General features: G+C 70.8%; 23 protein-coding genes, 1 tRNA gene and 1 pseudogene. 10 read left to right on the top strand and 15 right to left on the bottom strand.

The window, feature by feature from the left end; all coding sequences use genetic code 11:
- Both ACFFNX_RS15000 and ACFFNX_RS14995 read left to right on the top strand, forming a co-directional pair.
- Window positions 1–1,202 (top strand): oligosaccharide flippase family protein (locus tag ACFFNX_RS15000; protein ID WP_378201259.1); only part of this gene is annotated, 1,202 nt, incomplete at its 5' end.
- A gap of 3 nt (window positions 1,203–1,205) precedes the next feature.
- Window positions 1,206–2,381, top strand: coding sequence for a glycoside hydrolase family 26 protein (locus ACFFNX_RS14995; protein WP_378201256.1), 1,176 nt, complete (start codon window positions 1,206–1,208; stop codon window positions 2,379–2,381).
- Here ACFFNX_RS14995 and ACFFNX_RS14990 read toward each other — a convergent pair.
- Window positions 2,354–3,316: a sulfotransferase domain-containing protein gene (locus ACFFNX_RS14990; RefSeq protein WP_378201253.1), complete on the bottom strand. Its 963-nt coding sequence runs from the start codon at window positions 3,314–3,316 to the stop codon at window positions 2,354–2,356. The genes ACFFNX_RS14995 and ACFFNX_RS14990 overlap by 28 nt on opposite strands.
- Before the next feature lie 166 nt (window positions 3,317–3,482).
- On the opposite strand from ACFFNX_RS14990, the gene ACFFNX_RS14985 reads away from it, so the two are divergent.
- Together ACFFNX_RS14985 and ACFFNX_RS14980 are read left to right on the top strand one after the other, a co-directional pair.
- Window positions 3,483–4,181 (top strand): hypothetical protein, encoded by a 699-nt coding sequence (locus ACFFNX_RS14985; RefSeq protein WP_378201250.1) that lies wholly within the window; start codon window positions 3,483–3,485, stop codon window positions 4,179–4,181.
- Window positions 4,182–4,234: 53 nt separating this feature from the next.
- Window positions 4,235–5,188 (top strand): epoxide hydrolase N-terminal domain-containing protein, encoded by a 954-nt coding sequence (locus tag ACFFNX_RS14980; protein ID WP_378201247.1) that lies wholly within the window; start codon window positions 4,235–4,237, stop codon window positions 5,186–5,188.
- A gap of 28 nt (window positions 5,189–5,216) precedes the next feature.
- Here the strand turns inward: ACFFNX_RS14980 and ACFFNX_RS14975 are convergent, their stop codons facing one another.
- Window positions 5,217–6,191, bottom strand: a complete 975-nt coding sequence (locus ACFFNX_RS14975; RefSeq protein ID WP_378201244.1) for an ArsR/SmtB family transcription factor — start codon at window positions 6,189–6,191, stop codon at window positions 5,217–5,219.
- A 55-nt stretch (window positions 6,192–6,246) separates the two neighbouring features.
- Here ACFFNX_RS14975 and ACFFNX_RS14970 point away from each other — a divergent pair, with 55 nt between their 5' ends.
- Both ACFFNX_RS14970 and ACFFNX_RS14965 read left to right on the top strand, forming a co-directional pair.
- Entirely contained in the window at window positions 6,247–7,491 is a 1,245-nt protein-coding gene (locus tag ACFFNX_RS14970) for an MFS transporter (RefSeq protein WP_378201241.1), read from the top strand.
- Between the two features lie 6 nt (window positions 7,492–7,497).
- Window positions 7,498–7,959 (top strand): PPOX class F420-dependent oxidoreductase, encoded by a 462-nt coding sequence (locus ACFFNX_RS14965; RefSeq protein ID WP_378201238.1) that lies wholly within the window; start codon window positions 7,498–7,500, stop codon window positions 7,957–7,959.
- Window positions 7,960–7,993: 34 nt separating this feature from the next.
- Here ACFFNX_RS14965 and cysN read toward each other — a convergent pair whose 3' ends face one another.
- The 9 genes from cysN to ACFFNX_RS14920 form a co-directional block, all read right to left on the bottom strand.
- Complete coding sequence (cysN, locus tag ACFFNX_RS14960; RefSeq protein ID WP_378201235.1) at window positions 7,994–9,262, bottom strand: sulfate adenylyltransferase subunit CysN; 1,269 nt, start codon at window positions 9,260–9,262, stop codon at window positions 7,994–7,996.
- 37 nt (window positions 9,263–9,299) lie between these two features.
- Complete coding sequence (gene cysD / locus ACFFNX_RS14955) at window positions 9,300–10,229, bottom strand: sulfate adenylyltransferase subunit CysD (protein WP_378201232.1); 930 nt, start codon at window positions 10,227–10,229, stop codon at window positions 9,300–9,302.
- Window positions 10,230–10,255: 26 nt separating this feature from the next.
- The gene (locus ACFFNX_RS14950; protein WP_378201229.1) at window positions 10,256–11,023 is read right to left on the bottom strand and encodes a 3'(2'),5'-bisphosphate nucleotidase CysQ; all 768 of its coding nucleotides are present in this window, start codon (window positions 11,021–11,023) and stop codon (window positions 10,256–10,258) included.
- Between the two features lie 15 nt (window positions 11,024–11,038).
- Window positions 11,039–12,517, bottom strand: coding sequence for a sugar transferase (locus ACFFNX_RS14945; RefSeq protein WP_378201226.1), 1,479 nt, complete (start codon window positions 12,515–12,517; stop codon window positions 11,039–11,041).
- A 163-nt stretch (window positions 12,518–12,680) separates the two neighbouring features.
- Window positions 12,681–13,262 (bottom strand): aminoacyl-tRNA hydrolase, encoded by a 582-nt coding sequence (pth, locus tag ACFFNX_RS14940; protein WP_378201223.1) that lies wholly within the window; start codon window positions 13,260–13,262, stop codon window positions 12,681–12,683.
- 84 nt (window positions 13,263–13,346) lie between these two features.
- Window positions 13,347–13,994 carry a 50S ribosomal protein L25/general stress protein Ctc gene (locus tag ACFFNX_RS14935; protein WP_378201220.1) on the bottom strand — a complete coding sequence of 216 codons (648 nt, stop codon included), beginning with the start codon at window positions 13,992–13,994 and terminating at the stop codon, window positions 13,347–13,349.
- Window positions 13,995–14,174: 180 nt separating this feature from the next.
- Complete coding sequence (locus ACFFNX_RS14930) at window positions 14,175–15,155, bottom strand: ribose-phosphate diphosphokinase (protein ID WP_378201217.1); 981 nt, start codon at window positions 15,153–15,155, stop codon at window positions 14,175–14,177.
- 4 nt (window positions 15,156–15,159) lie between these two features.
- A complete protein-coding gene (gene glmU / locus ACFFNX_RS14925) occupies window positions 15,160–16,605 on the bottom strand; it encodes a bifunctional UDP-N-acetylglucosamine diphosphorylase/glucosamine-1-phosphate N-acetyltransferase GlmU (protein WP_378201214.1) in 1,446 nt (481 codons plus the stop codon).
- Between the two features lie 233 nt (window positions 16,606–16,838).
- A tRNA-Gln gene (locus ACFFNX_RS14920) sits at window positions 16,839–16,910 on the bottom strand.
- Between the two features lie 244 nt (window positions 16,911–17,154).
- On the opposite strand from ACFFNX_RS14920, the gene ACFFNX_RS14915 reads away from it, so the two are divergent.
- From ACFFNX_RS14915 to ACFFNX_RS14905, 3 genes are all read left to right on the top strand, one after another.
- Complete coding sequence (locus tag ACFFNX_RS14915) at window positions 17,155–18,108, top strand: acyl-CoA desaturase (protein ID WP_378201211.1); 954 nt, start codon at window positions 17,155–17,157, stop codon at window positions 18,106–18,108.
- A 219-nt stretch (window positions 18,109–18,327) separates the two neighbouring features.
- Entirely contained in the window at window positions 18,328–19,041 is a 714-nt protein-coding gene (locus ACFFNX_RS14910; RefSeq protein WP_378201208.1) for a TetR/AcrR family transcriptional regulator, read from the top strand.
- Between the two features lie 70 nt (window positions 19,042–19,111).
- Window positions 19,112–19,411, top strand: a complete 300-nt coding sequence (locus tag ACFFNX_RS14905; RefSeq protein ID WP_378201205.1) for a hypothetical protein — start codon at window positions 19,112–19,114, stop codon at window positions 19,409–19,411.
- Here ACFFNX_RS14905 and ACFFNX_RS14900 read toward each other — a convergent pair.
- The 3 genes from ACFFNX_RS14900 to ACFFNX_RS14890 form a co-directional block, all read right to left on the bottom strand.
- On the bottom strand, window positions 19,328–19,756 hold the full coding sequence (locus ACFFNX_RS14900; protein ID WP_378201202.1) for a VOC family protein: 429 nt from the start codon (window positions 19,754–19,756) through the stop codon (window positions 19,328–19,330). The genes ACFFNX_RS14905 and ACFFNX_RS14900 overlap by 84 nt on opposite strands.
- 523 nt (window positions 19,757–20,279) lie before the next feature.
- Window positions 20,280–20,438 (bottom strand): hypothetical protein, encoded by a 159-nt coding sequence (locus tag ACFFNX_RS14895; RefSeq protein WP_378201199.1) that lies wholly within the window; start codon window positions 20,436–20,438, stop codon window positions 20,280–20,282.
- Window positions 20,439–20,741: 303 nt separating this feature from the next.
- Window positions 20,742–21,974, bottom strand: a complete 1,233-nt coding sequence (locus ACFFNX_RS14890; RefSeq protein WP_378201196.1) for a methyltransferase domain-containing protein — start codon at window positions 21,972–21,974, stop codon at window positions 20,742–20,744.
- 56 nt (window positions 21,975–22,030) lie between these two features.
- Here ACFFNX_RS14890 and ACFFNX_RS14885 point away from each other — a divergent pair, with 56 nt between their 5' ends.
- On the top strand, window positions 22,031–22,531 hold the full coding sequence (locus ACFFNX_RS14885) for a MarR family winged helix-turn-helix transcriptional regulator (RefSeq protein WP_378201193.1): 501 nt from the start codon (window positions 22,031–22,033) through the stop codon (window positions 22,529–22,531).
- A 30-nt stretch (window positions 22,532–22,561) separates the two neighbouring features.
- Here the strand turns inward: ACFFNX_RS14885 and ACFFNX_RS14880 are convergent.
- Window positions 22,562–22,746: pseudogene (locus ACFFNX_RS14880) on the bottom strand (IS982 family transposase); the annotation flags it as partial.

Below are 22,746 nucleotides of genomic sequence, written 5' to 3'. Positions count from 1 at the left end.
CGCTCGGCCAGACCCTGGCCGGTCCGGCGATGGCCGGCGCGCGGGGCGGCGGCCGGATCGTGCCGATGCTGCGGGTTCTGGCGGTCTTCCTGCCGATCGCCGCCGCGCACGACGCCGTGCTCGCCGCGACCCGCGCCCACGGCACGATGCGGCCCACCGTGGCGATCGAGAAGATATTCCGCCAGGTGGCGCAGGTCGGCGGGGTGCTGGCCGCGTCCCTGTTCACCACCGATCCGGTCGGCCTCGCGCTCGCCTGGGCCCTTCCGTACCTGATCGGGCTGGTCGTCGCCGTGGTCTGGTACCGGCGCATCGCGTCCCGCCTGCGGCACGGTCCGGCGGACACCCGGGCGCTGGCGCGGCAGTTCTGGCGCTACACCGCTCCGCGGGCGGTCGCGCAGATATGCCAGACGGCGCTGCAACGCGCCGACATCGTGCTCATCGCCGCGCTGGCGTCCCCGCGGGACGCCGCGATCTACACCGCGGCCACCCGGTTCATGGTGATCGGGCAGCTCGGCACCCAGGCCGTGCAGCAGGCCATGCAGCCGGCGGTCAGCCGCCTGATCGCCCTCGATGACCGGGAGGCCACGTCCCGGGTCTTCGCCGGCTGCACGACATGGACGGTCGCGCTCACCTGGCCGGTCCATCTCTCGGTGGCGTCCGCGGCCCCGATCTACCTGTCCCTGTTCGGGTCCGGCTACTCGGGCAGCGGACAGTTCGCGACGGTCATCCTCGCGCTGGCCATGCTGCTCGCCACGGGCACCGGCCCGGTCGACGTCATGCTGCTGATGGCCGGGCGCAGCGGGCTGAGCCTCGTCAACAGCGTCGCCGCCCTGGTCGTGGACCTGGCGCTGGACGCCCTGCTCATCCCCTGGCTGGGTATCACCGGCGCCGCGATCGCCTGGGCCGCCGCGCTGGCGGTGCGCAACATCCTGATGCTGGCGCAGGTCTCCCGGCTCTTCCGGATGACTCCGTCGGGGGCCGGCCTCGGCCTGGCGGTCTCATCCGCGCTGATCTGCTTCGGCGCGCTGCCGATGCTGGCCCGGCTGGCGTTCGGCACGCCCGCCACGCTGGTGGGCCTGGTCCTGGGAGCCGGCTGCTATGCCGGGCTACTGTGGGCGCAGCGCGACCGTCTCGCGCTCACCGCGTTCGCCGCACTCGTGCCGGGGCGCCGGCACCACCGGGGGGTAACCGACAATGCCTGATCCATGCCGTTCGCGGCCACGCGGGTGGCACGCCGCATCGCATCCGCCCGCTCCCGCGCGGGCATGAGATCGGCGGTCGCCCTGGTGGTGCTCGCCGGCAACCTGTTCGCGGCACCTCCGACCGGTGGCCACCGCCTCATCCTGGGGACCGTCGCGCAGACGCGGCAGGAGGTCCAGCAGCGGGAGAAGGAGGCGGGCCACCGTCTGACGGGCATGCGCGTGTTCCGGCGCTGGGGCGAGTCGCTCTTCACCGCCGACCAGCAGTGGGCGAAGAAGACCGGCCACGTCGTGTTCCTGTCGATCAAGTCGCGGCGTACGAACGGCGCACTGATCAGCTGGCGCGACATCGCCTCCGCGCGGCCGGGCAGCCCGCTGCAGAAGGACATGCTCCGGCAGGCGGCCCAGATCAAGCACTTCGGCGCGATCGTGTACGTGGTGTTCAACCACGAGCCCGACGCCAAGACCTCGCGCCCGATGGGCACGCCGGCGGACTTCATCGCGGCCTGGCGCCATCTCGTCGGCACCTACCGCGCCGCCGGGGTGCGCAACGCCCGCTACGTGTGGACCCTGACCGGCCCGGCGTTCGGCGCGAACGCGGGCAACGGCCTGACCCGCGCCGACACCTACTACCCGGGTGACGCCTACGTCGACGACATCGGGGCCGACACCTACAACTGGAACACCTGCCACTCCTCCTCCGGCGTGTGGCAGGGCCCCGCGGAGCTGCTCGAACCACAGCGGCGGTTCGGCCTACGGCACCCGGGCAAGGGCCTCATGCTGCTCGAATGGGGCACGGTGGAGGACGGGACCCGGCCCGGCCACAAGGCCCAGTGGATGCAGAACATGACCCGCCTGCTCGCCACCCCCGCCTACCGGCAGTACCGCGCCGTCCTGCACTGGGACGATCGGTTCACCCACGTGATGGCGGGAACGACGTGCGACTTCGACAACCGCACGTCACCGGACGCGCAGGCCGCCTGGCGGGCGATGGCGACGACCCCGCTGTTCGCCGCACGGTCGGCCTGCGACATCGGCGACTGCCTGGCCGGGCGCCGGCGCTCACGGTCGCCGTACGTGCTCGTCGCCACGGTCGCGATCGCGGCCGTCGTGGCCGGCCTGGTCACCGTCGGCATCCGCCGGCGGTCGGCGCGTCACGCGCCGGCGCGGTCGGCGAAATAGCCGTAGCGGGCCAGCAGGGGCAGGGTCAGCCCGGTCACCAGCCGCCGCCGGGTCCCGTTCAGCTCCGTCCGCCACGCCTCGTCCGCGCGCAGCTCGACCCGGCCGGTGCGGAACCTCATCGGGTTGCCGGCCACCTGATGGTTCGGGCTGAGGCGTACGGCCGTGTCGCCGTCGAAGGGCAGCGAGACCGTCGCCTCCAGGCCGGCGAAGACCGCGATCTCGCGCACGGTCTCGGCGGGCGCGCGCATGAAGTCCTCATAGCGCACGCGGAGCGTCGGAACGCCCCGCCGGGCCAGCGCCCCGAACCCGAGGTTCTGCGCGTCCCAGTGCAGAGCGGTCTTCCCGGCGGGCCAGCGGGCCATGTACGCGCCCTCGGCCGACCCCTCGACCGCCTCGGGCCGGGCGACGGTCTTGGACCATGAGTAGGCCACCGCGCGCGCGTCCCGCACGACGTGCAGGACACGCAGGTCGATGGCCTCGGACCAGCGCAGGCAGGAGGCGAGGGAGACGTGCTTGCTCGAGTCCACCACGACGTCGCACCCGCTCACGGCCTGGACGGCCTCGTACAGACGCCGGTACACGTCATCGTGTTCGACCACCCGCCGCCGCAGTGCCGCGCCGAGGACCGGCCCGGCCAGCAGGGGGACGAAACGGGTCCGGTCGACCGAGGCCTTCAGCTCCTGAAACGCCGCGATGTCCATCTTCGGCCAGCCGCCGAAAGCGGCGTCCCCGACGCGTCGCCAGAACTCGCACCGGGAGAACGGCTCGCCGCAGCCGCATCGCTCGTCGTCGACCAGCCCGCGCTGCCACAGATGGACGATCTCCCCCATCCCGCAGACGCCCGGGAGCTCGCACAGGATCCGTTCGAGCAGCGTGGAGCCGCTTCGCCCCAGCCCGCCGATGAACAGGACGCGAGGACCGGTAGTGCCCGCCATCAAGAAGTCTCCAAGGATCGTCGCGCTGATCGCCCGGTCCGCGGCGCGGGGTCGGGGTCCGCACAGCGTATCCGTGCGACGGCGGGATTCCGCTCCGCACATCCTTCGGGTCAAAGCATCGCTAAGCTCATCCCTGCCGCAGAACAGACCAGGAGTTGACCCCCCTATGGACATCCGCGTACGCCGCGCCCTGTTGCCCGCCGTGCTGGCGGCCGCCCTCATGCTCCTCGTGAGCTGGCACGCCGTACCCGCCCGGGCCGTGAGCATCGATCCCGAGCTCGTCGCGGAGTCCGTCTCCGAGGACGGCTACTACGTCGACTCCAGCGCCTCCTACCTGAAGTCCGACGCCGACCTCGACAAGCTGCGCGCCGCCATCGAGGACGCGGGCCGCGCGGGTGTCGTCGTCCTGCCCGCCGGCACCGCGACCGCGCCGGTGATCAGCCGCCTGAGGCAGGAGCCGAACCGCACCTACGTCATCCTCACCGGCACCCGTCTGCAGGCCTTCTCCAACAGCCTGCCGAGCTCCAAGGTCAACGGATTGCTCTCCCGCGCCAAGACGGCGGGCAACCCTCAGTCCGAGGTGCTGACCTTCCTCGACCTCATGAGCGGCAAGCACCCGGCCGTCACGAAGCGGAAGCAGACCACCACGCGGCCCAGCACGGAGGCGTCGGCCGGAGGCACGACCGAGCAGCCCAGCACCACGCCGGTCGCCGCGGCCAAGAAGGACTCCGGCGGCAACGGCGTGCTCTACGGCATCGTCGGCGTCGTCGTCGTGCTCGTCCTGGCCATCGGCGGCTTCTTCCTCTGGCGCCGCAAGCAGGGTTCCTCCGGCGGTCCGGGCCCGAGCGCTCCCGCGGCGTTCTGACCACGTGGGCCGCGGGCCGATCGCCGGCTCGCGGCCGTTCGGACATTCATGGCATGCTCGCGGACCTGCGTTACCGCATCCGCCGTACGCGCTTCACCCCCGCCTCCAGCGCCGAGCCGTGGGCGGCGGGCACCGACCCGGCCTACCTGCGGTCGCTGCTGGACCACTGGGCCGGCGGCTTCGACCGGCGCAAGGCCGAGGACGAGCTCAACCGCCTGCCCCACCACCTGGCCGACATCGACGGGCAGCGCATCCACTTCGTGCACGTACGCGCGGCGGGCGGGCGGCCCGCGCTGCCCCTCATCCTGACGCACGGCTGGCCGAGCAGCTTCGTGGAGATGCTGCCGCTCGTGCCGCTGCTGACCGACCCGGCACGCTTCGGCGGCGACCCGGCCGACGCGTTCGACGTGGTCATCCCCTCGCCGCCCGGTTTCCTGTTCTCCGAGCTGCCGCCACGGCGGCCCATGACCGGGCGAAGCGAGGAAGCCGAGGGCACGGACCCCGCGGTCGCTCCCTCCGGCGCGGGAGGACTCGTGACCCGTCAGACGATCGCGGAGACCTGGCACACGCTGATGACCGAAGAGCTCGGGTCCGTCCGGACACCATCGCGGCCGCGCTGCAGGACTCCCCCCGCCGGGCTGGCCGCCTGGATCGTGGACGAGCTGCGTGCCTGGAGCGACTGCGGCGGCGATCTGGAGAGCCGGTTCGACCGGGACGACATCCTGACGGTCCTCACGCTGTACTGGGCGACCGGCACGATCGGTTCGCCGTTCCGCCAGTACTACGACTGGCCGCTGAGCCCTCCCCGGCCCGTCGTCACGGTGCCCGCAGGAGTCACGCTGAGCGCCGGGCCGGTGCTGCGTGACATGCCGCGCTCACTCGCCGAGCGCGGCCTCACCGATCTGCGGCAGTGGCGCGGCCCGACGGTGGGCGGCCACTTCATGCCGGTGGAGGAGCCCACGCTCCTCGCCGGGGACCTGCGCACCCTCTTCCGCTCGCTGCGCTGATCGCGTCACGACCGCCCGGTGGCGATCGTCACCGGGCGGCCAGCCGGTCGCCGAGCTCGCTGCGCCGGTACAGGACCTGCCGTCCGTCACGGGCCCGGGTGACCAGGCCCGTGGCGTACAGCACGCGCAGGTGCTGGGACACGGCGCTCGGGGTGACGCGGAGCCGACGGGCGATCTCCACCGTGGGCAGCGGCTCTTCGAGCAGCCCGAGCAGCCGCGCTCGCGGCGGCCCGATGAGCGAGGCGAGGGCGGTCTCGGCGGCGGCGGGCGGCGCGGCCCACAGGGTCGCCACGCCGCGGCTGGGGTAGGCCAGCATCGGCGGCTCCTCGGGGCTCACCGGCGGCGCGGGCTGGTGGGAGAACACGGACGGCACGAGCAGCAGGCCTCGTCCCGCGGCCGTGACCCGGTGCCGGCTGATCATCTTGTCGATGTGCAGCACTCCGTCGTCCCAGCGCAGGTTCGGGTGCATGTCGGCGAACAGCAGCCGCGCGCCGCCGAGCGCCAGCCGCCGAGCGCGGTAGGTCATGTCGGCCTCCAGCACGAGCCGCATCCGGGGCCAGGCGGGCTCGATGGCCAGCTCCCAGTACCGCCGCAAGAGCGCGCAGATGGCGTCGCGGAGCGCCGCGACGGACGCGTTGTCGGCGGTGGCCCCGCGCAGGGCCTCGGGGACCGGATCCGGCGCGTGCGCGGCCGACAGATCGCGGCGGACCAGGTCAGGGTCGGTCCGGCGTACGACGGCCAGCTCGTCCTCGAACGCGGCGGCGAAGACGGTCGGCCGCGGAGTGAGGAAGTCGGGCAGGGTACGGCGCGGGCCGACCAGGGACATCAGCAGGTCCGTGTCGAGCGAGCCGAGGCCGCCGAGGACGGACCGCCGCCACGGCAGGTGCAGCGCGGACAGGCTCGGATCGCGGAGCACCCGGAGGCTGAGCACGGTCTCGTGCAGGGGCGAGAGGGCGAACCGGGTGTCGGCGAGGTCCTCGACGCCCAGGACAAAACTGATCATTAAGCCATACGCTACATCGATTGGCGGCCGGGCACCGGTGCCGTGGACTTCCCCCATGCCACTGAACCGCTGGATGATCCTGCTCCTCGCCCTCACCTGTGGAGTGGCCGTCGGCAACGTCTACTTCCCTCAGGCGATCAGCCCGTCGGTCGCCGCCGGCCTGCACATCGGCGCCGGCTCGGCCGCCCTGGTCGTGACCGCGACGCAGTTCGGCTACGCGACCGGGATCTTCCTGCTCGTCCCGCTCGGCGACCGGCTTCCGCACCGCCGGCTGATCGTCGCCCTGCTCGGCCTCACCGGGCTGGGGCTGCTCGGCGCGAGCGCCGCCCCGGCCCTGCCCCCTCTCGCCGGTGCGAGTGCTCTCATCGGCCTCGCGACGGTGGTGGCGCCGATCATCGGCCCGATGGCGGCCGGCCTGGTGCCCGAGGACCGGCGCGGGGTGGTCAGCGGCACCCTACTGAGCGGCTCCATCGGTGGCATGCTGCTCTCCCGCACCCTCGGCGGGACCTTGGGCGAGTGGCTGGGCTGGCGGGCGCCGTACCTGCTGGCCGCCGCGCTCTCCCTGGTCCTCGCGGTGGCCATCGCCCGGGCGCTGCCGCCGACGTCCCCGCCGTCGGGGCAGCGGTACCCGGCGCTGCTGGCCGAGTCGCTGCGGCTCCTGCGCGCCGAGCCGGAGCTGCGCCGCTCCTGCTTCTACCAGGCCACGATCTTCGGTGGATTCTCGGCCGTCTGGACCGGCGTCGCGCTCCTGCTCACCGGCCCGGCGTACGGCCTGGGTATCCGGGCGGTCGGGACGCTGGCCCTGGTCAACGCCGGGACCATGGCCTGCACGCCGATCGCGGGACGCCTGGCCGACCGCCACGGGCCCGACGTGGTCAACCTCGTGTGCATGGTCGGCGTCATCGTCTCGGCTCTCGTCCTCGCGGGCGGCGCCCCGGGCGGGGCGGCGGGCCTCGCGGCACTCGTGCCGGGTTCGCTGCTGCTCGACGTCGCCATGCAGTCCGGGATGGTCGCCAACCAGGTACGGAACTACGCTCTGCGGCCCGAGGCCAGGAGCAGGGTCAACACCGCCTACATGACCTGCGCCTACCTCGGCGGCGGCGCGGGCTCCTGGCTCGGCGCGCGCGCCTACGGCCGGGCCGGATGGTGGGGCGTGTGCGGACTCGTCGCGCTGCTCGCCGTACTCGCCCTGGGCCGCCACCTCGTGGCCATGCACGCCCGCGGGCCCGGGCTCGACGACAGCGTGGAAGGATCGAAAGGTCCCACGATGTCGACCGCCGGTCGCTCCGGCGGAAGGTGAGGTTCGATGTCCCCGAAGATCGCGACCGCCGACCAGGTGGACCGCGCCGCGCTGCTCGACTTCCTTCGCCCGCGCCACCACGGGCTGCTCGCCACGACCCGCTCCAGCGGGCGCCCGCAGCTGTCCCCGGTGTCCTGCGGCGTCGACGGCGAGGGCCGCATCCTGGTCTCCACCTACCCCGAACGCGCCAAGGCCCGCAACGCCCGCCGCGACGAGCGCGTCTCGATCTGCGTGTTGTCCGACGACTGGAACGGCCCGTACGTCCAGGTCGACGGCCGCGCCGAGGTGCTCGACATGCCGACGGCGGAGGAGGACTTCGTCGAGTACTACCGGTGCATCGCCGGCGAGCATCCCGACTGGGACGAATACCGCCAGGCGATGCGCCGCCAGAACAAGTCACTGATCCGCATCGGCATCGACACGTGGGGCCCGATCGCCACCGGCGGCTTCCCGCCCGGCCGCGGATAGCCGACCGGGGCGGGCCGGACCAGAGACGCGGATGTCAGCGGCTCTCCATGATCATGCCGGCGGCGACGGTCGCGTTCGTCGCCTCGTCGATCAGGATGAAACCGCCGGTGTCGCGGTTGCGGCCGTACGCGTCGGCGAACAGCGGCTGGGTGACCCGCAGCGTGACCCGGCCGATCTCGTTGAGCTCCAGGCGTTCGGCGTCCTCGTGGCGGTGCAGGGTGTTCACGTCGAGCCGGTAGTGCAGGTCGCGGACCATCGCGCGGGCCGTACGGGTCGTGTGCTTGATGATGAGCTTGGTCCGCGGCGTCAGGGTCCGCTCGTCGGACATCCAGCAGATCATCGCCTCGACGTCCTGCGCGACCTGGGGCTTGTTGTGCGGCCGGCAGATCATGTCGCCGCGGGAGATGTCGATGTCGTCATCGAGCAGCAGCGTCACCGACATCGGCGGGTAGGCCTCGTCGACCGGTCCGTCGGCGGTGTCGATCCGCTTGATCCGCGTGGTCAGTCCCGACGGCAGGTGCATGACCTCGTCGCCCGGCTTGAGCACGCCGCCCGCGACCTGCCCGGCGTACCCGCGATAGTCGTGCAGTTCGGGGTCGGTCGAGGCCTGGGGGCGGATGACGTACTGCACCGGGAACCGCACGTCGATGAGGTTGCGGTCGGAGGCGATGTGGAGGTTCTCCAGGTGGTGCAGCAGCGACGGCCCGTCGTACCAGGGGGTGTTCGCCGACCGCTCGACCACGTTGTCGCCGTGCAGCGCGGAGATCGGGATGAACGTCAGGTCGCCGACCGACAGCTTGGCCGCGAACGCGGTGAACTCGTCCTTGATCCGCTCGAACGTCTTCTGGTCGTAGTCGATCAGGTCCATCTTGTTGACCGCGAGCACCAGGTGCGGGACGCGCAGCAGGGTGGTGAGGAACGCGTGGCGCCGTGACTGCTCCAGCAGGCCCTTCCGCGCGTCGATCAAGATGATCGCGAGGTCGGCCGTCGAGGCTCCGGTCACCATGTTCCGGGTGTACTGGATGTGCCCCGGGGTGTCGGCGATGATGAACTTCCGCCGCGGCGTGGCGAAGTAGCGGTACGCCACGTCGATCGTGATGCCCTGCTCGCGCTCGGCGCGCAGGCCGTCGGTGAGGAGCGCGAGGTTGGGGGACTCCTCGCCCCGGTCGCGGCTGGTGCGCTCGACCGCCTCGATCTGGTCCTCGAAGATCGACTTGGAGTCGTACAGCAGCCGCCCGATGAGCGTCGATTTGCCGTCGTCCACCGACCCGGCCGTGGCGAGCCGGAGAATGTCCATGCTCACTGGTCCTCACTCACTCGTAGGGATCGGTTCACGCTCATCAGAAGTACCCCTCGCGCTTGCGGTCCTCCATGGCGGCCTCGCTCGTACGGTCGTCGGCGCGGGTCTGGCCGCGCTCGGTGATCCGCGTCGCGGCGATCTCGCTGATCACCTCGTCGAGGGCGGTCGCGCTCGACTCGACGGCGCCGGTGCAGCTCATGTCGCCGACCGTGCGGTAGCGGACCATCGCCTCGAAGGCCGGTTCGTCGTCACCGCGGTTGGAGTACGGGCTGTCCGCGAGGAGCATGCCGTCGCGTTCGAACACCGTGCGGCTGTGGGCGAAGTAGATGGAGGGGATCTCCAGCCTCTCGCGCTTGATGTAGTCCCAGATGTCCAGCTCGGTCCAGTTGGACAGCGGGAACACGCGGATGTGCTCACCCTGGCGGATGCGGGTGTTGTACAGGCTCCACAGCTCGGGCCGCTGGTTCTTGGGGTCCCACTGGCCGAAGTCGTCGCGGAAGGAGAAGACCCGCTCCTTGGCGCGCGCCTTCTCCTCGTCGCGCCGCGCGCCGCCGAAGGCGGCGTCGAAGCGGTGCTCCTCGATCGCGTCCAGCAGCGTCGTCGTCTGCAGACGGTTGCGGCTGGCCCGCCGTCCGGTCTCCTCCACGACGCGGCCCTTGTCGATCGACTCCTGCACCGAGGCGACGACGAGGCGGATGCCGAGCTCGGCCACCCGGCGGTCGCGGAACTCGATGACCTCGGGGAAGTTGTGGCCGGTGTCGACGTGCATCACCGGGAAGGGGATCCGGGCCGGCCAGAAGGCCTTCTCGGCGAGGCGCAGCATGACGATGCTGTCCTTGCCGCCGGAGAAGAGCAGGACGGGCCGTTCGAACTCGGCCGCGACCTCGCGGACGATGTGGATCGACTCCGCTTCGAGTACGTCGAGCTGGGACGTCCGGTAGTCACGGGCGTCAGCTGTGCTGCGCTGCATCGCGTTAACGCTCCCGGGTCGGTTCGTTACAGGACCGCCCGGATGCCGGCGAGCAGCGTTGGCGCCAGTTCCGGGTGGCAGACCAGAATATCCGGCAGGTGGGGGTCCTCGCGGTTGTAGGTCAGCGGTGACCCGTCGATCCGTGAGGCGTGGGCGCCGACCGCGTGGGCGACGGCGACCGGGGCGGCGGAGTCCCATTCGTACTGTCCGCCGGCGTGGACGTAGGCGTCGACGTCGCCGAGCAGCACCGCCGCGACCTTCGCTCCGGCCGATCCGATCGGCACGAGCTCGACCTCGGCGTCGAGGTGCTCGGCGAGGCGTGTGGTGAACTCCGGCGGGCGGCTGCGGCTCACCGCGACCCGGATGTGCCCGGTGTCGACCGGCGCGAGCTCGATCGGCTCGGCGGTCGAGAGCGTACGGCCCTGCGACGGCAGCGCGACCGCGCCCGCCGTGAGCCCGCCGTCCGTGTCCTCGCCGCGCTGCCAGAGCGCGACGTGGACGGCCCAGTCTCCGCGGCCCTCCTCGGCGTACTCTCGCGTGCCGTCGAGCGGGTCGACGATCCACACCCGCTCCGCGTCGAGGCGGGAGAGTTCGTCCTTGCCCTCCTCGCTGAGCACGGAGTCGCCCGGGCGCTGCCGCGCGAGCGCTTCGACCAGGTAGACGTGGGACTCACGGTCGCCGGCGTCGCGGAGGGCCTTGAGGTCACCGAAACCACGGTCGGAGCGCAGCCGGAGGAGCAGCGCACCCGCCTCGGTCGCGAGATCACGGGCGAGGGCATGATCGTCGTGCGTCACGTACTTCTCTCTACGTCAGTAGGCGCCGGAGCCTCGGGCCACCGCGGACCATGTCTTCCACAGGATCTGCAGGTCGAGAGTCAGGGACCAGTTCTCGACATAACGCAGGTCCAGGCGGACCGATTCCTCCCACGATAGATCAGAACGCCCGCTCACCTGCCACAGACCGGTCATGCCGGGGCGTACGACGAGCCGCCGGCGTACGTCGTCACCATACTGGGCGACCTCGTCGGGCAGCGGAGGGCGTGGGCCCACGAGCGACATGTCGCCGCGCAGCACGTTGATCAGCTGGGGCAGCTCGTCGAGGGAGTATCGGCGCAGCCACCCGCCCGTACGGGTGATCCGCGGGTCGTTTCTGATCTTGAACAGGACGCCGTCGTGGTCGTTGTACTGCACGAGGGCGGCCTTGCGTCGCTCGGCGTCCGGCACCATCGTGCGAAACTTCAGCACCGTGAACTCGCGGCCGTCACGGCCGACCCGCACCTGCCGGAACAGCGCCGGGCCCCTGCTGTCGAGGCGGATCGCGATCGCGATGCAGGCCAGCACGGGACACAGGAGGGCGAGCGCGAGACCGGCGCCGACCCGGTCGAAGGCGCTCTTGGCCAGGCGGCGTCCGCCGGACAGCTCCGGGTGCTCGACGTGCAGGAGTGGCAGGCCCGCCACCGGGCGGATCGTGGTGCGGGGGCCGGCGACCTCCATCAGCGCGGGCGCGACGACGAGGTCCACGTCGTCCTTCTCGAGCTGCCAGGCGAGCCTGCGCAGCGCCACGCCGTCGAGCTCGGGGCAGGCCAGCACGGCGACCGTACAGGCGCGGAGCCGCTCGACCACGGCCGCGACCTCGGTGAAGTCGCCCACGACCGGCACCCCTTCGACCTCGGTGACGGCGTCGTCGCCCGTGGTGAGCATCGTCGGCAGGCACGCGGCGGCGATCTCCATGCCGTGGAAGGGCTCGCGGCGGAGCTGGCGGATCAGGTCGGCGACGGCGGCCCGGTGGCCGACGACCACGACGCGCCGCATGTACTGGCCGGCCTTGCGCCGCCGGTGCAGCCGCTTGCGCAGCTGGTAGCGGCCGTACAGGTCGAAGCCGGTGGTGAGGGGCAGCGCGGCGACCACGTAGCCGCGCGCCACGTCGATCTTCGTGGCGTACGCCAGGATGGCGACGCTCGCGGTCAGGGCGAAGCCGGACTGCAGGATCCGGCGGAACTCCTCCGGTCCCACGCCGAACATCGGCTGTTCGTACCCCCGGGCGAGAGCGAGCGCGCCGGTCCACAGGAACGGGAGGGCGAAGCTCAGCGCGATGTAGGGAGTGCTCCAGGGGTCGCCGAAGGAGGGCAGGCGGAACCGGATCATGAAGGCGATCACGCCTCCGAGCAGCGCGGCGAGGAAGTCGAGGCCGAATGCCTGACGGGCATAGCGCGATGCCCAGGCCGTGACCTGTTCCCTGCTTCCGCCCACGGGCCGAGCCCTTGGCCGCGCCTCTTCGACGACCGCCATTTCACCCCTCGTCGAACGTCACTTTCAACCTGTACTGATCCATGACGCTCGTTAGCCACCTGAGGTTCACGAATTCGTTCTCGGTGTGGCACATATCCTAGAGTTCGCCTGCGCCGCGAGAGGTGACATCGCCACCTTCGGCCACCTCCACCCCACCGTGGGCTCAGGGCTCGCCGTGGAAGGCGTTCTGGGCCCGCTCCAGGCCCTGCGTGAGGAGCGCCTCGACGGCGTCCGCGGCACGGTCGGTGTTCAGGTCCAGTTCCTTGCGCTCGGCGGCGGAGAAGTCGCGCAGGACGAACGCCGCGGCGTCCATCCGGCCCGGAGGCCGTCCGATGCCGAACCGTACCCGCAGATAGTCGCGCCCGCCCAGGCTTTTGGTGATCGAGCGCAGGCCGTTGTGGCCGTTGTCGCCGCCGCCCCGCTTCAGGCGCAGGGTGCCGTACGGGATGTCGAGCTCGTCGTGGACGACGACGAGCCGCTCCAGCGGGATCTTGTAGAAGTCGCAGAGGGCCTTGACCGGCCCGCCGGACTCGTTCATGTACGACCGCGGCTTGGCGAGCACCACGCGCCGGCCGGCGAGCCGCCCCTCGACGACGTCGGCGCGGGCCCGGTGGGACTTGAACCGGCCCCCGACCGTGCCGCCCAGGGCGTCGAGCACCATGAAGCCGACGTTGTGCCGGTTGCCGGCGTAGCCCGGACCCGGGTTGCCCAGGCCGACCACGAGCCACGGCTCATCCGAGGCCATCGTTCCTCCCGCGCGCAGGTGAAAACGCGAAAGGCGCCCCCGCAGGGGCGCCCGTCGCACTCGTGAGCCTCAGGGGCCCGGCTTTTACTCCTCGCCACCCTCGGACTTGGCCTCTGCCTCGCCCTCGGCCTCGACGGCGCCCTCACCCTCGGCCGCCTCGCCCTCGCCGAGCTCGGCCTCCCGCTGCGCGGCGGTCGGCGCGGCGATGACGTGGAGGACGAGCGTGTCCTCCTCGGCGTCGAGCGTCGCACCGCTCGGGAGCGGGAGGTCCTTGGCGAGCAGCTGGTCGCCGATGGCCATGCCCTCGACGTTGACCTCGATCGCCTGCGGGATGTGGGTGGCCTCGGCCTCGAGCGACACCTGAACGAGCTGCTGGTCGAGCATGCCGTCCGGCACGACGTCACCGGTCACCTGGACCGGCACCTCGACGGTGACCTTCTCGCCGCGCTTGACGACGAGCAGGTCCACGTGCTCCAGAAAGCCCTTCAGAGGGTCACGCTGGACGTCCTTGGGCAGAGCCAGCTCGTCGCCACCGTCGAGCCCCTGCAGGCGCAGCAGCGCGTTCGGGGTCTTCAGCGCGAGCATCAGCTCGTGGCCCGGCAGCGTGATGTGACGGGGGTCGGTGCCGTGGCCGTACAAGACGGCGGGCACCTTGCCGGCCCTGCGAGTGCGCCGCGCGGGGCCCTTGCCGAATTCGGTGCGGGGCTCGGCGGCGATGCGTACCTCGGACACGGCAAAACTCCTCGTTGGATCAAGCTAGTCAGTGCTACGTCGACGGGATAAGTCGAAATGTCGGTGCTCCGAGCGACACGCGGACCGGGTCTGGTCGGCCGCGCGACACAGCGTCGGACGCACACGGTCAACCAAGTCTAGCCGATCGTCCTTCCCATTCGTGCCGGGAGGCGATCGTTGTCAGCTGTGGCCACCGAAGAGGCTGGTCACGGACCCGTCACTGAACACCTCGTTGATCGCTCGGGCGATCAGCGGGGCGATCGACAGCACCGTCAGCTTGTCGAACCGCTTGTTGTCCGGAATCGGCAGCGTGTTGGTGAGGACCACCTCGGAGATCCGGGAGTTCTTCAGCTTGTCCACCGCCGGGCCGGACAGCACGCCATGCGTGGCGGCGACGACCACACGGGCCGCGCCCTCCTCGAACAGCGCCTCGGACGCCTTCACGATCGTGCCGCCGGTGTCGATCATGTCATCGACGACCACGCACGTACGGCCCTCGACCTCGCCGACGACGTCGAAGACCTTGACCTCGTTGGCCACGTCGGGGTCGCGGCGCTTGTGGATGATCGCCATCGGGCAACCGCCGAGCTCGTCGCTCCACCGCTCGGCCACGCGCACCCGGCCGGCGTCGGGCGCCACGACGGACACCCCGTCGGTGTCGAGCTTGTTCTTGATGTAGTCGGTGAGGAGCGGCAGCGCGAACAGATGGTCCACCGGGCCGTCGAAGAAGCCCTGGATCTGCGCGGTGTGCAGGTCGACCGCCATCAGCCGGTCGGCGCCCGCGGTCTTGAACAGGTCCGCCATCAGCCGTGCGGAGATCGGCTCACGGCCGCGGTGCTTCTTGTCCTGCCGGGCGTACCCGAAGAACGGGGCGACCACGGTGATCCGCTTGGCCGACGCGCGCTTCAGCGCGTCCACCATGATCAGCTGTTCCATGATCCACTGGTTGATCGGCGCGGTGTGGCTCTGCAGGACGAACGCGTCGGACCCGCGGACCGACTCGTTGAAGCGGACGAACGTCTCGCCGTTCGCGAAGTCGTACGCCGACGTGGGGGTCGGCTCGACGCCGAGAGCCTCGGCCACCTCCTCGGCCAGCTCGGGGTAGGCACGGCCGGAGAAGAGCATCAGCTTCTTCTCACCCGTCGTTTTGATGCCGGTCACGAGGTCAGTCTCCTTGCTCTGCTCGTTCTTGCGCGCGTCGTGCGGCCTCCGCGGACGGAGTGCCCGAACGCCGGCGCTCGACCCACCCCTCGACGTTGCGCTGGCGGGCCCGGGCGACGGCCATCGCGCCGGGGGGGACGTCACCGGTGATCACCGAACCGGCCGCCGTGTAGGCGCCGTCGCCGATGCGCACCGGCGCGACGAGCATGTTGTCACTGCCCACCTTCACGTGATCCCCGACGACGCTCTTGCGCTTCTCGACGCCGTCGTAGTTCACGAAGACGCAGGCCGCGCCGATGTTGGAACCCGCGCCGATCTCGGCGTCGCCGACGTACGTCAGGTGCGGCACCTTCGTGCCCTCACCCACCACGGCGTTCTTCATCTCGACGTACGTGCCGGCCTTGGCCCCGCGGGCCAGCCTCGTGCCCGGCCGCAGGTACGCGAACGGCCCGACGCTGACCTCCGGGCCGATCTCGGCGCCCTCGCAGACGGCGTTCGCGACGACCGCGTCCTCGCCGACCGTGGTGTCCGTGATGGTGCAGCCGGGGCCCACCCGCGCCCCCGCCGCGACGTGCGTGGCACCCCGCAGCTGGGTGCCCGGCTCGATCACCGCGTCCGGCTCGATCGTCACCTGGACGTCGACCCAGGTGGACATCGGGTCGACGACCGTGACGCCCTGGCGCATGTGCGCCTCGAGGACGCGGTCGTTGAGCAGCCGCCGGGCCTCGGCGAGCTGCACCCGGTCGTTGACGCCGAGGGGGCCGATCCAGTGGCGGTCCAGCGCGCCGCCGACGCGGCGGCCCGAGTCGCGGAGGATGGTGACGACGTCGGTGAGGTACTCCTCGCCCTTCGCGTTGTCGGTGGTCACCTGCTTGAGGGCGGCGCCGAGCAGGGCACCGTCGAAGGCGTACATGCCGACGTTGATCTCGGTGATGGCACGCTGGGCGGCGTCGGCGTCCTTCTCCTCGACGATCGCGCTCACCGAGCCGTCGGCGGCGCGGATCATGCGCCCGTAGCCGGTCGGGTCGGGCAGGTCGGCGGTCAGGATCGTCGCGGCGTTGCCCTCGTCCTCGTGCACCGCCAGGAGTTCGTGGAGCACGTCGCCCCGCAGGAGGGGGGCGTCGCCGTTGAGCACGAGCACCGTGCCCTCGATCGAGCCGACGGCCTCCAGCACCATGCGCACGGCGTGGCCGGTGCCGTTCTGCTGCTCCTGGACCACCGGCCGGGCCCCGGGCCAGTCCGCCTCGAGGTGTGCGGTCACCTTGTCCCGGTCGTGGCCGACCACGACCAGGAGCCGCTCGGGATCGAGTTCGCGCGAGGCCGCGAGGACGTGGCCCACCATGGTGCGCCCGCCGAGTTCGTGCAGGACCTTCGGCACCCTGCGGGATTTCATTCTCGTGCCCTCGCCTGCGGCCAGGACGATGACAGCAGCCGGACGGATCGCGCTCACGTATGGAGGCCCTTCGGCATTGCGGACGGATACGCGTCGGGGCAGAGAGCCGGTCCCCGTCAGAGGCGTTCTACGGGGTCAGGCGACCTTCGGATGGCAGCGGCGGCCGGCCCGGCCGTCTCCTGCCCGACATCCCGAAGAATACCGCTGGGGCGATGACCGGCACGCAGGTTGGGGGTGGCCTTTCCACCTGACCGAAAGTGCCATGGGGGGTCGACGGACGTCACCGTCAGCTCCGGCGCCTGGACTCGAACCAGGAACAAAGGGACCAAAACCCTCCGTGTTGCCGATTACACCACGCCGGACCGTACAGGGCGCTCCGGCGTCCGGAGTCCCACGGTCGATCGTCCACGATACCGGTCCATCGGCCCCACGCAGGCCGGATAAAGGGGGCACCGCGCCCGATAAAGGTGATCTTGCTACCCGGTAACCGCTGTGTGACCTACGCGACAGGTTTGGCCTAATTCCTCGGGGCACCTTGCTTAACCTACGCCCCCGTAGGTTACGGTTGCGTAGCCGTAAGTTCTCGACCCGGCAGGAGGAAGCCGCATGACCATAGCCCCGGCAGGAACGCCGTCCGTCACTGATCGGCCGCAGGCCAGACCCGAAATCGAACCCGACCCCAAGGGCACGTTTGAGAAGGTCCTTATGGGCGTCTTCATCGCGGTCCCGCTTCTCGCCGTCGTGGCGGCCGTGCCGTTCGCGTGGGGCTGGGGGCTCGGCTGGAGCGACCTGGCGATCATGTTCGTGATGTACGGCGTCTCCGGTCTCGGAGTCACCGTCGGGTACCACCGGCACTTCACCCACGGCTCGTTCAAGGCCAAGCGCCCGCTGCGCATCGCCTTGGCCATCGCCGGTGGCCTGTCCATCGAGATGAGCGTGATCGACTGGGTGGCCGTGCACCGGCGCCACCACAAGTACTCCGACCAGGAGAACGACCCGCACTCGCCCTGGCGCTTCGGCAACGACTGGCGCGCCCTCACCAAGGGCCTGATCTGGGCCCACATGGGCTGGCTGTTCGACAGCCGCCGTACGTCGCCGAGCAAGTTCTGCCCCGACCTGATGGCCGACAAGGACATGCGGCGGATCAGCCGCTTCTTCCCCGGCCTGGTGGCCATCTCGCTGCTGCTGCCCGCCGCGCTCGGCGGCCTGCTGACCATGTCCTGGTGGGGCGCCCTGACCGGCTTCTTCTGGGGCGCGCTCGTACGGGTCAGCCTCCTGCACCACGTCACGTGGTCCATCAACTCCATCTGCCACGCCATGGGCGAGGAGGAGTTCGAGGCGCGTGACAAGTCCCGCAACGTGTGGTGGCTGGCGATCCCGTCGTTCGGCGAGTCGTGGCACAACCTGCACCACGCCGACCCGACCTGCGCGCGGCACGGGGTGCTTCCCGGCCAGCTCGACAGCAGCGCCCGTACGATCTGGCTCTTCGAGAAGCTCGGCTGGGCCTGGGACGTCCGGTGGCCGAACCCGGAGCGGCTCGCCGCGAAGCGGATATCGTAGGCAGAGCCGACCGGCCCGACTCCGCGACGGGCGGCCGGTTGCGGCCGCCCGGCGCACGCACAAGGTGCCTCCGGCATCCCGTGAGCAGGGCTCATCTTGGAAATCCCCCGGCTGTACGGCACCGCCGGCGTCTCCGTTCCCGAGCCGCCAGGCCAGGAGTGAAGAGTGACCGTCACAATTGATGATGTGAGCGAACCCCCCAGGACCCGTCGCAAACGCATGACGGGCAAAGAGAGACGGGAGCAGCTACTCGACATAGGCCGGGGCCTCTTCGCCGACCGCGGCTTCGACGGCACCTCGATCGAAGAGATCGCCACCGTCGCCGGCGTCTCCAAACCCGTCGTGTACGAGCACTTCGGCGGCAAGGAGGGCCTGTACGCCGTCGTGGTCGACCGCGAGATGGCACAGCTCCTCGACATGGTCACCAAGGCGCTCGTCGGAGGACATCCCCGGCAGAAGATCGAACGCGCCGCACTGGCCCTGCTGGAGTACATCGAAGACAGCAGCCAGGGCTTCCGCATCCTCGTCCGCGACTCGCACGCGGCGTCGGCCACGGGCACGTTCGCCAGCCTGCTGAGCGACATCGCCAACCAGGTCGAGCACATTCTCGGCGACGAGTTCAAGGACAAGGGGTACGACCCGAAGGCCGCGCCCCTGTACGCCCAGGCCCTCATCGGCATGGTCGCCATGACCGGGACCTACTGGCTGGACGTGCAAAAGCCCAAGCGCGACGAGGTCGCCGCCCACCTGGTCAACCTCGCGTGGAACGGCCTGTCCGGGCTGGAGCCCAAGCCGTACCTGACCACGGACCACAAGGCCCGCCAGAAGGACCTCAAGGCCAAGGCCAAGGAGGCGGCGAAGGAAGCGGCGAAGGAGGCCAAGGAGTCGGCCCGCGCCGCCCGCCGGACGAGCCCCGAGCCGGGCACCGCCTGACTCAGCGTAGCCGTACTGTCACACCCTCCCCCTATCGTGCGACGCATGAATTCCAGGGAGAGGACGGCACATGTGGCACGGCGCCCCCGGTCCCGGTCGGCGGCACGCCGACTGGGCGGAGATGGACCGTTTCGTCGACACGCAGCGGTCCCGCCAGGCACGCGACAACGCGGCGGACTCCCGCGCGAGACGGTTCACCGAGAGCCTCGAGGACGCGGTCCTGGACCTCGCGGCCGACGGCAACGCCTTCGAGCGCGCCGGCCACAAGGCCGGCCACGTCGAGGAGTTACGTCGCGTGCTCGGCCTTCTCCTCGACGTGCTGGCCGACTGGGAGATGCTCGCCGCCCGCACCGGTGACCGGCTGGAGTAGCTCCAGCCGGTTGCCGACCGGGTCGTCGACGTAGAAACGCCGAAAGCCGGGCAGCAGGTCGTCGGGCCGCACCTCATGACCTGCCGCCCGGAGCCGGCCGGCCATGACATCGAGGTCCCGCACGAGAATGCCGGGATGCGCCTTACGCGCCGGCCGGAAGTCCTCCTCGACACCGATGTGGATCTCGATGCCAGGCGCCCCGAACCACACACCACCCCGAGCGGCCAACACGGGCGGCTTGGCCAGTTCGGCGAGCCCGAGCACCCCGGCGTAGAAGTCCCGCATGACCTGCTCGACACCGGGCGGCGCGGCAAGCTGCACATGGTGAAGCCCGACCAACGTCACCACGCCACCCCCTGCCGCCCCGACACCTTTCCGCCCACAGGCCACACGCGATGAAACCCGGCCAGGGCCCTCACACCGACTCCCCTACCCGAACCACCCCGCACGTCCAGACGACTCCCCGCGCGACCGCCCCCTCTTGCGCGGACGACATGTGACGAAACCCGACCCTGACCATCGCGGCGGCCTCCCTACCCAGACGACTTCCCGCACGGACAATCCCCGCGCCAGGCGGCGAGCCTCGCGCGCGAAAACCCGACCAGGACCATCACCGACCGCCCTGGACCGGCCCGCACGTCCAGACGGCTCCCCATGCGGCCAGCCCCTCTTGCCCGAACGACACGTGACGGAACCCGGCCCTGACCATCGCGCCAGCTCCTTACCCAGACGACCTCCCGCCCGGACAATTCCCCGCGCGCAGGCAGCATGGCGAGCCGCACGCCGGTAAGCCGCATCAGGCCCTCGCGCCAACTCCCTTGCCCAGATGGCTTCCTCGCGTCCGGGGCTCCCCGTACGCAGCCGGGCATCACGAGCCGCCGTCGGCGAAGCGTGCGGTGACGGTCGAACCCACCGCCAGCCGCGCCGAGCGCGCGATCGGCTCATCCACCAGCAACCCGTCGCGGCCCAGGTCGGCCGACCCGGACCGCAGCGACAGCCGCACGGCGCCGCACGCGGTGCAACTCAACCAGGTCCATCACACCCGGCTCCCGCTATCCAGATCGCCCTTCACATCCGCACGGCTCCCCATACACGGCCGGGCACCACGAGCCGCACACGGTGCAACCCGACCAGGACCATCACCGACTCCGCCCACCCGGTACCGCCCCTCGCGTCCGGACGGTTCCCCGTGCGCGGCCGGGCACCCGTGTGGCCGGTTTCTCTGGTGCGGGCGACCATGGTCATCGCGCCAGCCCCCGGCCCGGACGACTTCTCACAGGGACGATTCCCCGTGTGCGGGCGGCGCGGCGAGGAGACCCGACCAGGGTCATCACTCCGGCTCTTCCCGCCCGGACGGCTCCTCGCGTCCGCCTGGTTCCCCGTGCGCGGGCAGCGCCGACGCGACGACGAAGATCCGGCGGAAGGGGAAGATCGTGCCGTGCGGGCCGGGCGGGTACGCCTTACGGAGCCGGGCCGACAGTTCCGCGACGAACTCCTCGCGTTCTTCCTCGCGGGACAACACGTCGAACGCCGGGCGCAGCGCCGTGCCCTTCATCCATTCGAGCACCGGGTCGTCCCCGTGCAGAATCTGAAGGTAGGTCGTCTCCCATGCGTCGACCTCGCACCCGAGATCACTGAGCAGCTGGAAGTACTCCGCAGGCTCACTGACGACGTTGTGCCGGTTGACGCGGGCCAGCCGATCCCGCCAGCGGGGCGTTTCACACAGTTCCCGCAGGATGCGGTGGCTGTCCTGCTCAAAGTTCCCGGGCATGCTGAACGCCAGCCGCCCACCGGGAGCCAACCCCGCAACCCAGCGTGCCAGCAGGTCCTGGTGTCCAGGCACCCACTGAAAGGCCGCGTTGGAGAAGATCACGTCCACAGGCCGCGACGGCACCCACGCGGCGATGTCCCCAACCGAGAACGCGACCGATCCGCCAGGCACCGCCCCGACGGGAGCCTGCCCACCGGACGCCTCCCCAGCGGGCAGCTCTGCGCCGGACGCCCGTCCACCCGACACCTCTCCGCCGGGCACCCGCCCATCGGACGCTTCCCCGCCGGACACCCGCCCACCAGACAGCTCGCCACCGGACGCCCCATCGGACGCTTCCCCGCCGGACACCCGCCCACCAGACAGCTCGCCACCGGACGCCCATCCATCGGACGCTTCCCCATCGGACGCCCGCCCGCCAGACAGCTCTCCACCGGGCACCCGCCCGCCGGACGCTTCCTCACCGGACGCCAATCCACCGGACAGCTCTCCACCGGACGCTCGCCCGCTGGGCGCTTCCCCATCGGACGACTCTCCTCCGGGCGGGGGCTGGAGGTGATCGAGCGACAGGCGTCGGGCTTCGGCGATCATCTGCTCGGAGCTGTCGATGCCCTCGATGACGGCGTTCGGCCATCGGGCGGCCAGGTCGGCCGTACGCTCGCCGGGGCCGCAGCCCAGGTCGACCACGTACGCCGGGGCCTCGACGTCCACCCGGGCGAGCAGCTCATAGAAGGGGCGCGCTCGGTGAGAGGAGTACGCCCGATATTGCTGAGGGTTCCAAATATCTCTTGACATCGAGATAAAGCATCGCGGCTAGATATCTCGATGTCAAGACAGGTAAAGTGATCGACATGGAGGACGAGGTCGATCGCCTGGTCGCGGCCTGGCGCACTGAGCGGCCAGACCTCGACACCGAGCCCCTGCATGTCCTCAGCCGGGTGTCGCGGCTCGCCCGGCACCTCGACCGTGCGCGCCGGGCCGTGTTCGCCGCGCATGATATGGAGTCGTGGGAGTTCGACGTGCTGACCGCACTGCGCCGCGCCGGTCCACCGTACGAGCTGAGCCCAGGCCGTCTCCTGCGCGCCACGCTCGTCACCTCCGGCACGATGACCAACCGGATCGACCGCCTGGAGAGCGCCGGGCTGGTCAGCCGCAATCCCGACCCCCAGGACAAACGCGGCGTGCTCGTACGGCTGACCGACGCCGGCCGTACCCGCGTCGACGCCGCCTTCGCCGACCTCATCGACCGCGAACGCGACCTGCTCGGCTCTCTCACCGACGACGACCGCCGAACCCTCGCCGGCCTGCTGCGTTCACTCCTCGTCCCCTTCGACACGGACGCCGCGAGCTAGATCGTTGATGGGAAATGTGTGGGCTGGTGGTTAGTGGTCGTAGGCGGTCAGTGATCGTTTGACGGGTGCGCCGATGAGCCAGTTGTGCCAGATCGCGGCGTTAAGGGCCAGAATTCGCTGGGATATGCGTGTCCATAGACCTTCGGTGGTGCGGGCGTTGTGGCGTTCGAGGCCGAGCTGGTTCTTCAAGGTCCAGATGATCGCTTCGATCCGCT

The organism is Actinoallomurus acaciae (genome assembly GCF_042429965.1).
Lineage (GTDB): Bacteria > Actinomycetota > Actinomycetes > Streptosporangiales > Streptosporangiaceae > Actinoallomurus > Actinoallomurus acaciae.
Note: the sequence above shows the minus strand (reverse complement) of the source record. Positions and strands in the feature narration are given on the sequence as shown.

Excerpts from the sequence above, each read along its gene's own strand:
- ACFFNX_RS14995 (WP_378201256.1), top strand. The coding sequence starts at position 1,206 with ATGCCGTTCGCGGCCACGCGGGTGGCACGCCGCATCGCATCCGCCCGC.
- ACFFNX_RS14990 (WP_378201253.1), bottom strand. The coding sequence starts at position 3,316 with ATGGCGGGCACTACCGGTCCTCGCGTCCTGTTCATCGGCGGGCTGGGG.
- ACFFNX_RS14985 (WP_378201250.1), top strand. The coding sequence starts at position 3,483 with ATGGACATCCGCGTACGCCGCGCCCTGTTGCCCGCCGTGCTGGCGGCC.
- ACFFNX_RS14980 (WP_378201247.1), top strand. The coding sequence starts at position 4,235 with ATGCTCGCGGACCTGCGTTACCGCATCCGCCGTACGCGCTTCACCCCC.
- ACFFNX_RS14975 (WP_378201244.1), bottom strand. The coding sequence starts at position 6,191 with ATGATCAGTTTTGTCCTGGGCGTCGAGGACCTCGCCGACACCCGGTTC.
- ACFFNX_RS14970 (WP_378201241.1), top strand. The coding sequence starts at position 6,247 with ATGCCACTGAACCGCTGGATGATCCTGCTCCTCGCCCTCACCTGTGGA.
- ACFFNX_RS14965 (WP_378201238.1), top strand. The coding sequence starts at position 7,498 with ATGTCCCCGAAGATCGCGACCGCCGACCAGGTGGACCGCGCCGCGCTG.
- cysD (WP_378201232.1), bottom strand. The coding sequence starts at position 10,229 with ATGCAGCGCAGCACAGCTGACGCCCGTGACTACCGGACGTCCCAGCTC.
- ACFFNX_RS14945 (WP_378201226.1), bottom strand. The coding sequence starts at position 12,517 with ATGGCGGTCGTCGAAGAGGCGCGGCCAAGGGCTCGGCCCGTGGGCGGA.
- pth (WP_378201223.1), bottom strand. The coding sequence starts at position 13,262 with ATGGCCTCGGATGAGCCGTGGCTCGTGGTCGGCCTGGGCAACCCGGGT.
- ACFFNX_RS14915 (WP_378201211.1), top strand. The coding sequence starts at position 17,155 with ATGACCATAGCCCCGGCAGGAACGCCGTCCGTCACTGATCGGCCGCAG.
- ACFFNX_RS14910 (WP_378201208.1), top strand. The coding sequence starts at position 18,328 with ATGACGGGCAAAGAGAGACGGGAGCAGCTACTCGACATAGGCCGGGGC.
- ACFFNX_RS14905 (WP_378201205.1), top strand. The coding sequence starts at position 19,112 with ATGTGGCACGGCGCCCCCGGTCCCGGTCGGCGGCACGCCGACTGGGCG.
- ACFFNX_RS14890 (WP_378201196.1), bottom strand. The coding sequence starts at position 21,974 with ATGTCAAGAGATATTTGGAACCCTCAGCAATATCGGGCGTACTCCTCT.
- ACFFNX_RS14885 (WP_378201193.1), top strand. The coding sequence starts at position 22,031 with ATGGAGGACGAGGTCGATCGCCTGGTCGCGGCCTGGCGCACTGAGCGG.